7 protein-coding genes, 3 tRNA genes and 1 pseudogene are annotated in these 13,968 nt (G+C 36.3%); 7 read left to right on the top strand and 4 right to left on the bottom strand.

All coding sequences use genetic code 11. From position 1 onward, the window contains the following. The first annotated feature begins 250 nt into the window (after positions 1-250). On the top strand, positions 251-2,794 hold the full coding sequence (gene gyrA / locus RRF69_RS00380; protein WP_316940029.1) for a DNA gyrase subunit A: 2,544 nt from the start codon (positions 251-253) through the stop codon (positions 2,792-2,794). A gap of 29 nt (positions 2,795-2,823) precedes the next feature. Next, positions 2,824-4,068: a tetratricopeptide repeat protein gene (locus RRF69_RS00375; protein ID WP_316940028.1), complete on the top strand. Its 1,245-nt coding sequence runs from the start codon at positions 2,824-2,826 to the stop codon at positions 4,066-4,068. A gap of 51 nt (positions 4,069-4,119) precedes the next feature. On the opposite strand, the gene RRF69_RS00370 is transcribed toward RRF69_RS00375, so the two are convergent. Then, positions 4,120-4,890: a C40 family peptidase gene (locus RRF69_RS00370; protein ID WP_316940027.1), complete on the bottom strand. Its 771-nt coding sequence runs from the start codon at positions 4,888-4,890 to the stop codon at positions 4,120-4,122. Positions 4,891-4,916: 26 nt separating this feature from the next. Next, complete coding sequence (locus tag RRF69_RS00365) at positions 4,917-6,092, bottom strand: acetyl-CoA C-acyltransferase (protein WP_316940026.1); 1,176 nt, start codon at positions 6,090-6,092, stop codon at positions 4,917-4,919. A gap of 130 nt (positions 6,093-6,222) precedes the next feature. On the opposite strand from RRF69_RS00365, the gene RRF69_RS00360 reads away from it, so the two are divergent. The 5 genes from RRF69_RS00360 to RRF69_RS00340 all read left to right on the top strand — a co-directional run bounded on the left by RRF69_RS00360 (position 6,223) and on the right by RRF69_RS00340 (position 9,976). Next, positions 6,223-8,280 carry an HDIG domain-containing metalloprotein gene (locus RRF69_RS00360; protein ID WP_316940024.1) on the top strand — a complete coding sequence of 686 codons (2,058 nt, stop codon included), beginning with the start codon at positions 6,223-6,225 and terminating at the stop codon, positions 8,278-8,280. 100 nt (positions 8,281-8,380) lie between these two features. Then, positions 8,381-8,464 (top strand) — tRNA-Ser (locus RRF69_RS00355). A 16-nt stretch (positions 8,465-8,480) separates the two neighbouring features. After that, positions 8,481-8,555: transfer RNA gene (locus RRF69_RS00350), tRNA-Pro, on the top strand. A 30-nt stretch (positions 8,556-8,585) separates the two neighbouring features. Next, positions 8,586-8,659 (top strand) — tRNA-Arg (locus tag RRF69_RS00345). Between the two features lie 882 nt (positions 8,660-9,541). Continuing rightward, on the top strand, positions 9,542-9,976 hold the full coding sequence (locus RRF69_RS00340) for a hypothetical protein (protein ID WP_316940023.1): 435 nt from the start codon (positions 9,542-9,544) through the stop codon (positions 9,974-9,976). Between the two features lie 170 nt (positions 9,977-10,146). On the opposite strand, the gene RRF69_RS00335 is transcribed toward RRF69_RS00340, so the two are convergent. Next, positions 10,147-11,676, bottom strand: coding sequence for a hypothetical protein (locus RRF69_RS00335; RefSeq protein WP_316940022.1), 1,530 nt, complete (start codon positions 11,674-11,676; stop codon positions 10,147-10,149). Position 11,677: 1 nt separating this feature from the next. Then, positions 11,678-13,968 (bottom strand): annotated as a pseudogene (locus RRF69_RS00330) (FdhF/YdeP family oxidoreductase).

The raw sequence follows: 13,968 nt of genomic DNA, 5'->3' as shown, positions 1-13,968 counted from the left end.
TTTAATCCTTTTTTTGGAGGAAATTTAGTAGAAAAATACAAAAAAATGAGGAAGCACAAAAATCTATCGGATTTTCTTGTTTAAAAGGGCTAAAAAAGGCTGAAAATCAGTAAGATAAAAGACGGTTAAAAATTATTAAAAAATGTTGATAACTCTTCCTGATTAGAAAGACTTAAACCTTTGTAGATAGTATCAAAAATAGTATCTTGCCTTGTTTAAAAAAAAGGATTAAAAATTATATAGATTAGATATGGCAGACGGAGAAAAGTTAATTCCTATTAACATTGAAGAGCAGATGAAATCTGCATACATCGATTACTCGATGTCAGTGATAGTTTCAAGAGCCTTACCCGATGTAAGAGACGGTTTAAAACCTGTTCACAGAAGAGTTTTGTTTGGAATGCATGAGTTGGGAATTAAAGCAACTGGATCGTATAAGAAATCAGCAAGAATTGTTGGGGAAGTTTTAGGAAAGTATCACCCTCATGGAGATACATCTGTTTACGATTCGATGGTGCGTATGGCTCAAAACTGGAGCGTACGATATATGATGGTCGATGGTCAAGGGAACTTTGGTTCTGTAGATGGAGATTCTCCTGCAGCTATGCGTTATACGGAAGTCCGAATGCAGAAGATATCGGAGGATATGTTGGCGGATATTGAAAAAGACACCGTTGATCATCAACTTAATTTTGATGATACTTTACAGGAACCAACCGTATTACCTACTCGAATTCCAAATTTATTGGTCAATGGTGCTTCTGGGATTGCAGTTGGGATGGCTACCAACATGGCGCCACACAATTTAACAGAAGTTATCAATGGAACCATAGCCTACATTGAAAACAGAGATATTGATATTGATGAACTCATGCAACACATCACTGCTCCCGATTTTCCTACTGGAGGAACGATCTATGGCTACGATGGAGTAAGAGACGCATTTCATACTGGCCGTGGACGTATTGTAATGCGTGCTAAAGCCATTATTGAGGAAGTGAAGGGAAGAGAGTGTATCATTGTTACAGAAATCCCTTATCAGGTCAACAAAGCAGAAATGATTAAGAAAACTGCGGAATTGGTCAATGAAAAGAAATTAGAAGGAATTGCAAATATACGTGACGAATCGGATCGAAATGGAATGCGTATTGTGTACATTTTAAAAAGAGATGCCATTCCTAATATCGTTCTCAATAAATTATACAAGTACACTCAATTGCAAACGTCGTTTAGCGTAAACAATATCGCCTTAGTCAAAGGACGTCCAGAACAATTAAACTTAAAGCAACTAATTCATTATTTCGTAGAGCACAGGCATGAAGTTGTCGTTCGTAGAACTGAATTTGAATTGAAAAAAGCAGAAGCAAGAGCTCATATTTTAGAGGGATTAATTATTGCGTCAGACAATATTGATGAAGTGATTAAAATTATAAGAGCTTGTGGAAATGCAGATGAAGCAAGAGAAGCGTTGATTGCCCGTTTTGAATTGACAGAAATTCAAGCCAAAGCAATTGTCGAAATGCGTTTGCGTCAGTTAACTGGTCTGGAGCAAGACAAGTTACGTGCAGAATACGATGATATTATTGCTACGATTGCAAATTTAAAAGACATTTTAGAGAATGAGCCTAGACGTTACCAAATTATCAAGGATGAATTATTATTGATCAAAGATAAATACGGTGATGAGCGAAGATCCGTGATTGAATACGCTGGAGGAGACATGCGAATTGAAGACATGATTCCTGATACGAAAGTAGTGGTTACCATTTCGAATGCAGGGTACTTAAAGCGAACGAATCTTGATGAATATAAAGTTCAGAATAGAGGAGGTAGAGGTCAAAAAGGTGCAACTACTAGAAATGAAGATTTCTTAGAGCACTTGTTTGTTGGAACGAATCACCAATACATGATGTTCTTTACGCAAAAAGGGAAAGTATTTTGGATGCGAGTTTACGAAATTCCAGAAGGAGGAAAGAACACCAAAGGACGTGCTATGCAAAACTTAATCAATATCGAGCAAGATGATAAGGTTAAAGCTTTCTTAGTAACCCAAGATTTGAAAGACGAAGAATACATCAATAGTCATTATGTAATTATGGCAACCAAGAAAGGTCAAGTTAAAAAGACTTCTTTAGAACAATATTCTCGTCCAAGAACAAACGGTATCAATGCAATTACAATCAAGGATGGTGATGAACTGCTAGAAGCAAAATTGACCACAGGAGATAGTCAAGTGATGTTGGCTTTGAAATCTGGTAAAACAATTCGTTTTGAAGAGGCCAAAACCCGTCCAATGGGAAGAACAGCATCTGGTGTTCGAGGAATTACTTTACAAAATGAAGAAGATGAATTGATTGGAATGGTTGCCGTAAACGACATGGAGAGTAACATCTTAGTTGTTTCAGAAAAAGGATACGGAAAACGCTCTAAACTAGAAGATTACAGAATTACCAATCGAGGAGGAAAAGGTGTAAAAACTTTAAATATATCAGAAAAAACGGGTAATTTAGTAGCAATTAAAAACGTAGATGATTCCAACGATTTGATGATCATCAATAAATCGGGGTTAACGATCAGAATGGCTGTAGAAGATTTAAGAGTAATGGGACGTGCAACACAAGGGGTGCGGTTGATTAATATTAAAGATTCAGACAGTATTGCTGCCGTAGCCAAAGTAGCGCATGAAGAAGATGTTGAAGAGGATGCTGATGAGCTATCTGAAACACAAAATGAAGATGGCATAAAAATTGAAGAGGATTCAACCGAAAATGATTCAACCGAAAATCAAGAATAGTAGAAAAATAGAATTTAACAATTAAGATCATGAAAAAACAAATTATAGCGTTATCGTTCGCATTGATGTCGATAGGAGTTTTCGCTCAAAAAAATGAATTAAAAGCAGCTGAAAAAGCCATTAAAAAAGAACAGTATGCAGATGCACTAACTGCTATTACTGCTGCCGAAGCTTTGTTGGGGAATATGGATGCAAAAAGTACAGCTAAATTTTATTTCTTCAAAGCGCAGGCTTATGCAGGACAAAAGGATTATACAGCAGCAGCTGATGCTTTTAGCACACTTTTTGCTTACGAGGATGAAATCGGAAAACAAAGATACTCTAGTAAAGCAAGACCAATTTTAGATCAATTGAGAACGGAAGTTTCAGAAAAAGCCTTGCAATTATACAATACGGATCAAGATTATGGAAATGCAGCAAAGCTTTTTTACTTAACCTACAAGTTGAATCCAATTGATACGGCTTTTATGTTTAATGCAGCAGTGAGTGCTACACAAGCTAGAGACTTTGATACTGCGTTGGTTTATTACAAAGAGTTGAAAGATAGTGGGTACACAGGAATTACTACCGAATATTTAGCCACCAATGTGGAAACTGGAGGTGTAGAAAATATTGGTTCTAAAAGTCAAAGAGATCTTTTTGTGAAATTAGGAACTTATACCAATCCAGAAGATCAAGTATCAGAGTCAAAGAGAGCTACTATTGTTAAGAACATCGCCTTGATTTTAAAAGATCAGGGGAAAGTTGATGAAGCGATTATTGCTATTAAAGAAGCAAGAGCTGATAATCCAGAAGATTTAAATTTACTGTTAGCAGAAGCTGAATTGTATATTAAATTGGAAAAAATGGATTTATTTGGAGAATTAATGGAGCAAGCAGTCGAGATGGATCCAACCAACCCAAACTTGTTTTTCAACTTAGGAGTTGTGAATTATAACCAGAAAAAGAATAAAATTGCTGAAGGATATTATAAAAAGGCAATTGAATTAGATCCTGAATATAGAGACGCTTATTTAAATCTTGCTTATTCTATCTTAAATGAAAGAGTTGCAATCATTGAAGAAATGAATGCAAATTTGAATGACTTTAAGAAATACGATGAGTTAGAGGAGAAGCAAAGAGAAGTTTGTAGAACTGCAATGCCTTACTTGGAAAAAGCAGACCAAATCAAAAGATCTATCGATACTGTAAAAACCCTTTTAAACATCTATGACACTTTAGAAATGGATGAGAAATCGAAAGAGTATAGAGCGTTGTACAATGAAATGAAATAGTAGCTCCTAGAGATAAAAAAAACCGAAACAATTGTTTCGGTTTTTTTTTGTCTATATAATTTTTTTAATAACTCTTAGTTTGTGTGTGTGCTTTTGAAGGTCTACATTGTAGATGCCACTATGGTCTAAGGTGTCTATACGAACTTTTCCGTGAGCATGAATAATATGATAATCGTTCATGATGATTCCAACATGAGTAATGTTTCCTTCTTCGTTGTCAAAAAATGCCAAATCTCCCGCTTCACTTTCTTCGATAAAACTCAGCACCTCTCCTTGAGATGCTTGTTCTTTTGCGTCTCTTAATAAAGAATGTCCACAGAGTCTATAGACCATTTGTGTAAAACCCGAACAGTCAATTCCGAAAGGCGTTCTTCCTCCCCATAAGTAGGGAGCATTCAAAAAGAGAAAGGCTTTTTGAATAAGCTCTTCTTTGGGTAATTGTTTGTTAAGAACACGTCCTTCGTACGAAAATTGAGTATCGTTGATTTGTAAAAAATTGTTTTCAAAAAAAGGCAAACAAGATCCGATAGGGATGGTGGTCAATTCATTTTTTGAATCGGTGATAAAGTCCACAAATTCGCCTGAATACTGATGCATTGTTTCAGAGAGTTGTCTAAATACTTCTTCTGTAATTTGTTCAAATTGCTTATTATCGACATAGCCTTCGTAATGATCGTGGAAAAGTCTAATTTTACTCCACTTTTTATCTTGCTCCAATATCTCAAAATGTTCACCAAATAAAATTTGGTTCACCATTTCTGATGGATCAGCGGCTTCCAGACGAAGCGGTACTGTGCTTAAATTACAAATTCCGTATAACAAATGGCGTGTATTAATGAGTGTAATATTTATTGTCTTTCAATAATGATTGCGCTTGCGCCACCGCCACCATTACAAATTCCAGCAACACCAATAGTGGCGTTGTTTTGTTTCAAAATTGAGGTGAGAGCAATTACAATTCTTGCACCAGAAACTCCCAAAGGATGTCCTAAAGAAACGGCTCCTCCATTTACATTTACTCGATCAGCTGTAATTTCTAAGATTTTCATATTTGCTAAACCTACAACAGAAAAAGCTTCGTTCAATTCAAAAAAATCAACTTCTTCTATCGAAAGATTTGCTTTTTCAAGGGCTTTTGGAATTGCTTTTGAAGGTGCTGTCGTAAACCATTTTGGTTCTTGTGCAGCGTCTGCATAACTTCTGATTTTTGCAATAGGGGATAGCTTCAATTCGCTTGCCTTCTCTGCTGACATTAATACTAGTGCAGCGCCACCGTCATTGATTGTCGAAGCGTTTGCAGCTGTAACAGTACCGTCTTTTGTAAAGGCAGCACGCAATGCTGGAATTTTTTCCATGTGTACATTTTTATATTCTTCATCTTCCGAAAAAAGAATTGGAGCTCCACGACGTTGTGGGATTTCCACGGGAACAATTTCCTCTGCAAACTTTCCTGCTTCCCAAGCAGCAGCAGCGCGTTTGTATGATTGAATTGCATAAGCATCTTGATCAGTCCTAGAAAATCCATATTTAGTTGCGCATTCATCGGCGCAAACCCCCATGGCTACTTTTTCGTAAGCGTCTACCAATCCGTCTTTTTGCAAGCCATCCTCTAAGGTAATGGGGCCAAATTTGTTGCCATTTCTTGCATGTTGATAATGGGGTATCTGACTCATGTTCTCCATTCCTCCAGCAATAACAACGTCAGCATCTCCAATTGCAATTGCTTGTGCTGCTAGCATTATGGACTTCATCCCAGAAGAGCAAACTTTATTAACTGTAGTGCAGGGTACTGTATTGGGAATTCCTGCACCTAGAGCTGCTTGTCTTGCAGGAGCCTGTCCTAAGCCTGCAGAAACAACATTTCCCATAAATACTTCGTCCACTAAATTGGGGTCTAATTGAATTTTTTCTAAAGCTCCTTTAATAGCTATAGTACCTAATTCTGTTGCCGGTATTGAAGCTAAACTCCCCATAAAGCTACCGATAGGAGTTCTCGCTACAGAGACAATAACTACTTCTTTCATGAACAAGACATTTTTTGGATATTTACTACTGCTAAAATAACCATTTTTAATGAATTTAACTTTTATATGCCCCAGTGAATTTTAAAGCTTGATTTTTTTACAGTAAGTTTGTTGTTGAAATTTCTTTTCTATGCAAAATTTTATAAATAAAATTTATCAAAATAATACAGTAATCTACAAAGTACTACTGTTTTTAGTAACCACATTTGCAATTGTGTACTTGTTTCCAAAAGGGGGGCAGTTTAAATATGAATTTAACAATGGGAAAGTATGGAAATACGAAAACCTGTATGCGACTTTTGATTTTGCAATTCAGAAAACAAAAGCAGAAATTGAACAGGAAAAGAAACAGGTTCTTACCAATTCCAAGATTTATTTTTTAAGTAATTCGACAATCGAAGATGAGGTATTGAGGCGATTTGATAATCGCATGCTTGCTCTCGCAATAAGAGATTCTATCAGCAATTCGGTTCTTAGTTTTTATAAAAACAAAGGAGAAAAAATTATTCAAAATGTATATGCCAACGGTTTTTTAGAAGTGACCAGTGAAGGCGTTGTTACAGACGAGAATAGCATGGTAATTCTCAAGAAGAACAATCAAATCTCTGATGTTCCCTACAAGAGCTTCCTAAATTCCAATCGTGTCTTTTTAGAAATTAAAAAAGAATTAGAAGATGATCAAAATAGTACTGTAAAAAACAATGTTTTAGATATTTTATCAGAAATTATACAGCCTAATATTTCTTTTGATGAGGTTTTTACCAAAAAAATGACACAAACCGAAATGGATGCCATTTCTTATACCAAAGGAATGGTGTCTAAGGGGAAACTGATCATCATGAAAGGAGATTTGGTGGAGGGAGAAAAGCTAGCCATATTGAATTCATTAAAAAGTGAATTTGAATCCAAAGTTTGGACAGCTTCTTATTACAATTGGATTGTGTTCGGATACACTATCTTGGTCTCTTTGGCATTGTTAATGTTGCTCCTTTTTTTGCATAAATATCGAATTGAAATATTTAACAATAATAATAAGGTCACCTTTATTTATCTGAATGTTTTTTTCATGATTTTTATTCAGACTTTGGTAATTAAATACAATTCAGATTTTTTATATGTGGTGCCATTGAGTGTATTGCCAATTGTTTTAAAAGCATTTTTTGATGCACGTTTGGGCTTGTTTACTCATGTATTAACCATTTTGCTCTTGGGCTTTATTGTTCCCAATAGTTTCGAGTTTATTTACTTACATATTATTGCAGGGATAGTAACCATTCTTACCGTTTCAGAATTGTACAAAAGAGCCAACTTGTTTATTTCTGTGGGGCAAATTACCCTGATCTACATGCTAACCTATTTTGCCTTTTCTATTATCAAAGAAGGAGATGCTTCGCAAATAAACGGAAATTATTTTATGATGTTTGCTGCCAACGGGGTTTTATCTTTTTTATCCATCTTTTTTATCTACGTCTACGAAAAGGTTTTTGGATTGGTTTCAGATGTTACCTTGCTAGAGCTTTCAAACACTAACAGTAAACTTTTACGAGAATTGAATGAAAAGGCACCCGGAACTTTCCAGCATTCAATGCAAGTGGCAAATTTAGCTGAAGCTGCTGCCAACGAAATCGGTGCAAATTCGATGTTGGTTCGGACAGGAGCTTTGTATCACGATATTGGTAAAATACTCAACCCTTTGTATTTTACAGAAAACCAAACTACAGCTGTCAATCCACATAGTGATTTGTCTCCAGTGGATAGTTCTAAAATCATCACGGATCATGTGATTAAGGGGATTGAATTGGCAAAAAAATACAATATTCCAGATCGAATTATCGATTTTATACGAACCCATCACGGAACGAGTACTACCTATTATTTTTATATGAAGGAGAAAGAACAAAATCCAGATGTAGATATGACCAAATTTCAATACAAAGGACCCATTCCATTTTCGAAAGAAACGGCAATTCTAATGATGTGTGATGCTTCAGAAGCTGCTTCAAAAAGTATCAAAATACCTTCGGCTTTGTTAATAGATGAATTGATCAATAAAATTATCGATAAACAGATGAATGATGGTCAATTTTTAAATTCTGACATTACTTTTAGAGAGATTGAAATCATTAAGAAGGTGATAAAGAAAAAGTTACTGAATATCTATCATTTGAGGGTGGAATATCCCGAATAAAAAAATACGAAATATATTAAATTAACCTTGCAAAAGTGCAATTGTAATACTACATTTGCACTCGCAATTTTTAATATCAAACTTGTTTTTGATGTCAAAAGGAGAGGTGCCAGAGTGGTAATGGAGCAGATTGCTAATCTGTCGACGGGTAACTGTCGCCAGGGTTCGAGTCCCTGTCTCTCCGCTAAGAAAATTGCACTCGGGGTGTAGCGTAGCCCGGTCATCGCGCCTCGTTTGGGACGAGGAGGTCGCAGGTTCGAATCCTGCCACCCCGACACAGTTGGTCGTAACAACTCTAAAATTACGGGCTCTTAGCTCAGCTGGATAGAGCACCTCCCTTCTAAGGAGGCGGTCGCAGGTTCGAATCCTGCAGGGCTCACTTAAAGCTTCACAGAAATGTGAGGCTTTTTTGTTGGGTAAAACTCAGGTTTCAAATGGCTTCTTCTAGTTTGAATTTCTCTTAAAAATAAGATCACATTTCTCACTTCCAAAAATCTGTAGGTTTCATAGATCCATCATTTAATATGGTTCTAACCCTTTCGATGAAATTCGAATGTTTGAACTGAATATTTACCTTTATTGACAAATCGGAGAACATCCTCTGTATGAAAGAGAAAAGAATGCATCAAAGGAGTGCATAAACATAGAAAAAAAATTGAACGGACGCCACTAAACGCTTATTGTTTGTCTTTATTTTGTTTATGCAAACTCGTGAGTTTCTTCTGTTCAGTTTTAATTTGTTAACTTTAGTGTTTAATAACACAACTAATTTCCACAACAATGTTAGGTTAGAGGTATCAGAATAATTAGCATATGAATTTATCAAATACACTGTTTCAATTTTTTCTATCTGAGAATGCCAAAAGGCGAATTGAAAAAACAATACTCTATGTTGCACTATTTGGATTTTTCATCCACTTAATGTTCATCTACCTTAGCAAAATTTAATATTCTAAATTTTCATTTAGCCTCAGATTTATTTAAAAATCCAATATCGGCAATTTACACCCCATTTTCATTTATCCTTATTTATGAAGTTTATTTATTAATTTATTATTTACCGAAGTCATTTACTACTTACATTACCAAACAGTACGAAATTATAGCACTCATAATTATTCGAAAATTATTTAAAGATTTATCTGCTATTGAATTGTCATCAGATTGGTTCGAGATTAAAGGAGATTTACAATTTACCTATGATATTTTGGCTTCAATCATTCTTTTCTACCTTATTTATCAGTTTGAAAAACGAGGGGCCATGAAGTCCCTACCATCCGATGAGAGTAAATCAAGAATTGAGCGATTTGTTAGCAGAAAGAAGATAATTGCGATCGTTCTTGTTCCCATATTTTTTATAATGGCTGTAGTTACTCTTTTTAATTGGGCTTCCGATATTTCTTTTACCTCTAATAATTTACCTAGTTTTGAAACAATTAATAACCTCTTTTTTGACGAATTTTTTACAGTTTTAATATTGGTAGATGTCGTTCTCTTGTTGATCTCCTTTTTTTACACAAATAAATTTCATAAAATAATTAGAAATTCTGGATTTATAGTTTCAACGATTTTAATCCGAATGTCCTTTGGAGTAAGTGGAATAGTAAGTACTATTTTAATCGTTGCAGCTGTTCTCTTTGGATTATCAATTATAATGATCCACAATAAATATGAAAAAAATATTTTGCCCAAGTAGCCAATTATTTTTTTCGATTACACTAAACAATAAAAAAATCCCTTTCCTTTAAATTAAGGAGCTCCAAGAAAATCCAAGTGAATTTTGAGATGATCACTTATAGCTTTGTGTAGCTTGTTGTATGATACTGGTTTCAATCAATGCTTGCTGTTGAAGGAGTACACACTGAACTATTTCAATTGTAAATACGAAAAACGGTACTTGAGACCTACATTTAGTAGTGGGCTGTTGAGTCCACCACCCAAAGATTTTACAAAGCCTGCAGACAGCTGAAATGAGAGTGTATCACCAAGAGGTTGATCGATTCCAAAACTGCTCTTTACAATCAATCCCTGTTTGGTTTTGATGTCTCCACCTCCAGCTGCACCCGTCAAAATTTGCGAGAAAAAACTTGTTTGAAGTGCTGGGAATGGAGTCACTTTTACACCAAATCCAACAATTCCCTCAGCATAAGCCCCTGCATTTCCAAAATTTGCAAAAGAGGTTTGCCCCGCGATATAAAGGTGCTGATTCAATTCTACATTAAGTTGCATGGATATTTGTTGTAAATTTTCAGTAGGATTGCTACCTCTTTTTGCATTCCAATACAGCTCTTGGCTTAGCGAAAATTCAAAGCCTTTGAATTTTCCAGATGTATAGGTTTTTGTTTTGGATTGAGAACCATTTACATGGGCAGTATACTTTAACCCAACTCCATAGGTTGAAGTAAAAAAATGTCGGTCAGGGGTAAAGAGGTATCCTTTGTTAATACTAAGAGAAATTCCCTTTGAGATTTTTTGTTCTATTGATACATCAGGATAGAGTAAAAAACCTCCTCGGGTGTCTACACCTCCACCACCCCCTGCACCAAAGCCCAATTTGGCAAGAAGATGCGTACGGTTTTTATTCATCGAAAACTCATAACCACCACCCATAAGGACATCCATGTATCCTGCTTGAATTCCGTGATAAGCACCATCTGCTTTTATAAATACAAACCATTTTTTATTAAGGTAGACATCAAATTCAAATCCTGCTAAACGGATGGTTTGTCCGATCAAATATTCATTTTCTGTATTGGCAACCTTGTCATCCACTCGTAAATTGTTCAAATGCAAAAGCAGTCCTATTTTCTTCGGTTTTTGATGCCAAGGAGTATCTTGAAAAGCTTTTATGGCATACTCTTTTTCATGGGGTCGATGTGAAGCGAAGTCAAAGGAAAGAGGGACCTGTAGCGCTGCATTCCATTGCTGATTTTGAATCAACCCCCCATCAAAGAAATCAATGGCACTCCAACCCGCTGTGATAGAGAAATAAGGAAAATGATATCCTAAATTGGCATGACCCAATATAAATGCGCCTCCTCCGTCGGGTGCAGCTGCACCACCCCCACCTCCAAAGTGAATTCCACTGTCTATAAAGAAGTTCTTGAAGATGTTTTTTTGAATTCCAAGATTGGCGCCAAGAGTAAAAAAGCCTCCTCTTTGTCCTGTAACACTGCCGTAAATAGCAACACCTGCATAGCTCCAATCATTCATTTTTAAGTTATAATGAATTCCTGTAAAGCCCATATTTGCTTCATCAGGAATGGTTGTATCAGGCATATGAATCGACAAAAAATCAACTTGTCCGAATACTTTTTGGTTTTTTTGGGTTGGGATTTCTTGCGCGGTGACCATTCCAATTGGAGCCAATAAAAAAATCCAAAAGTATCTTTTCATTCTAACTTTTTTTAAGGCTTATAATCACTGTTTTTGAAGCTGGAGTATTGCTGATATCTGCCTTGCTTTGAAGAGGTACTAGAACATTAGTTTCTGGAAAGTAGGTAGCAGTGCACTGCTTCGGTATATTGTATGGAACAACTAAAAAGCCCAAAGCATGTCGTTGTTCTCCTTTAAAATGACTGGTAAGATCTACCTTGTCTAATTTCTGAAGTCCTACTCGTTCCATATCTTTTGGGTTCATAAAAATAATTCTACGCTCATTCAATACTCCACGATAGCGGTCGTCCAATCCATAAATTGTAGTATTGTATTGATCGTGTGTTCGAATGGTCATCATCAAAAACTGATGGGCTTTCAATTGAATTTCAGAGGGTTTGTTGAGTGTGAAATTCGCTTTTCCTGTTTTTGTTGGACGAAAGTCGTTTTCTCGTGCGTTATTTGGCAAAGAGAAACCGCCTGGAATTCGAATACGCTGATTGAAATTTTCAAAACCAGGAATGGTAGCTTCTATTTTAGAACGAATCAAATCGTAATTAGAACTTAGTTCAGACCAATTTGTGACAGACTGTTGTAGGGTTGCAGCTGCCATTTGGGCAACAATTGTGGGTTCACTTAACAGCTGTGTGGAATGCGGTGTCAAATGTCCTTTGGATTGATGCACAATTCCCATCGAGTTTTCTACTGAAATAAATTGTTCTCCCGAGGATTGAATGTCTTTCTCAGAACGACCTAGGCAGGGGAGGATCAATGCTTTTTTTCCGTGAATGAGATGACTACGATTTAGTTTAGTTGAGATTTGCACCGTAAGACTACAATTTTGCATAGCCCTGACTGTAAATTCGGTATCTGGAGTTGCCGAAATAAAATTGCCTCCGAGTCCGATAAAGACTTTGGCTTTTTGTTGCTGCATCGCTTCGATGGCTCCTACCACATCAAAACCGTGTTTTCGAGGGGCTTTAAAAGAAAATTCTTTTTCTAATCGGTCTAAAAATGCTTCAGAGGGTTTCTCCCATATCCCCATAGTTCTATCTCCTTGAACGTTGGAATGGCCTCGAACAGGACAGGTTCCAGCACCTTTTTTTCCAATACTTCCTTTAAGAAGAAGTAAATTTACAATCTCTCGAATATTGTCTACAGAATTTTTATGTTGGGTCAATCCCATTGCCCAACAGACAATAATTCGTTCATTCTGAATAATTAACTCGGTTGCTTTTTCAATAGCAGACAAATTTAAACCAGTTTGAGCTATCAAGTCTTCTATCGTATAGTTGTCCAAATCAGAAAGAAAATCTGCTATTCCCTCTGTTTTTTCGTTGATAAAGTCGTGGTTAAAAACACTCTTAGGGTTTTCCTCCTCCTTGGCTTTCATCAATTTGAGAATGATTTTTAACAGGGCTACATCTCCATTGATTTTTACTTGGAGATAAAGATCTGTCAAATCTTGTCCTTTGCCAACCCACTTCAAGGGATTTTGTGGGTCTTTAAAATTGAGTAACCCAACTTCTGGTAGGGGGTTAATGGTTATGATTTTTCCGCCTTTGAGTTTTGTTTCACTCAAAGCGCTCAGCATACGTGGGTGATTTGTCCCAGGATTTTGACCGATCACAATGACCAAGTCTGCATGATTGAAGTCATCTAGGGTCACTGATCCTTTTCCAATTCCTAACGTTTCTGTAAGTGCTGCTCCACTGGATTCATGACACATGTTTGAACAGTCAGGTAAATTATTGGTCCCAAATTCTCGAACAAACAGCTGATATAAAAAAGCCGCCTCATTGCTGGTTCTTCCAGAGGTGTAAAAGATCGCTTCATCGGGAGTCTCTAATTGATTTAGTTCTTTTCCAATCAATTCAAAGGCTGTTTTCCATGAAATTTCTTCGTAATGATCTTTTCCTTGTGGCAAATACATGGGGTGGGTAATTCGTCCACTTTTTCCGATTTCATAATCAGATAATTTGGAAAGTTCTTTTACCGAATGTGTTGCGAAAAATAAAGGAGAAACTTTGTTTTTAGTAGCTTCTTCTGCTATTGCTTTTGCACCATTTTCGCAATATTCAGCGAGAAAGGCTCGCTTTGCATCTGGATCTGGTAAGGCGCACCTGGACAATCAAATCCATTTTTTTGATTGATATTTTTGAGCAAACCAATTCCCTTAATCAAGCCCACCTCATTTGAGATATGCGATAGTGCCGATGCAATAGCTTTGACTCCCACTGCTGAGCTGGGAATTTTTGTCAATTCAATGCCAGTCAGGGTCGTGGGGGTTTGTGCCTGTGGTTTGTCTTCCAT

This window comes from Polaribacter sp. HL-MS24 (assembly GCF_032758595.1).
In the GTDB taxonomy this organism is placed as follows: Bacteria; Bacteroidota; Bacteroidia; order Flavobacteriales; family Flavobacteriaceae; genus Polaribacter.
This window is presented reverse-complemented; position numbering and strand designations above follow the sequence as displayed.

Bases quoted from the DNA above. Each gene is read 5' to 3' on its own strand.
- gyrA (WP_316940029.1), top strand. From the start codon at position 251: ATGGCAGACGGAGAAAAGTTAATTCCTATTAACATTGAAGAGCAGATG.
- RRF69_RS00375 (WP_316940028.1), top strand. From the start codon at position 2,824: ATGAAAAAACAAATTATAGCGTTATCGTTCGCATTGATGTCGATAGGA.
- RRF69_RS00365 (WP_316940026.1), bottom strand. From the start codon at position 6,092: ATGAAAGAAGTAGTTATTGTCTCTGTAGCGAGAACTCCTATCGGTAGC.
- RRF69_RS00360 (WP_316940024.1), top strand. From the start codon at position 6,223: ATGCAAAATTTTATAAATAAAATTTATCAAAATAATACAGTAATCTAC.
- RRF69_RS00340 (WP_316940023.1), top strand. From the start codon at position 9,542: ATGAAGTCCCTACCATCCGATGAGAGTAAATCAAGAATTGAGCGATTT.
- RRF69_RS00335 (WP_316940022.1), bottom strand. From the start codon at position 11,676: ATGAAAAGATACTTTTGGATTTTTTTATTGGCTCCAATTGGAATGGTC.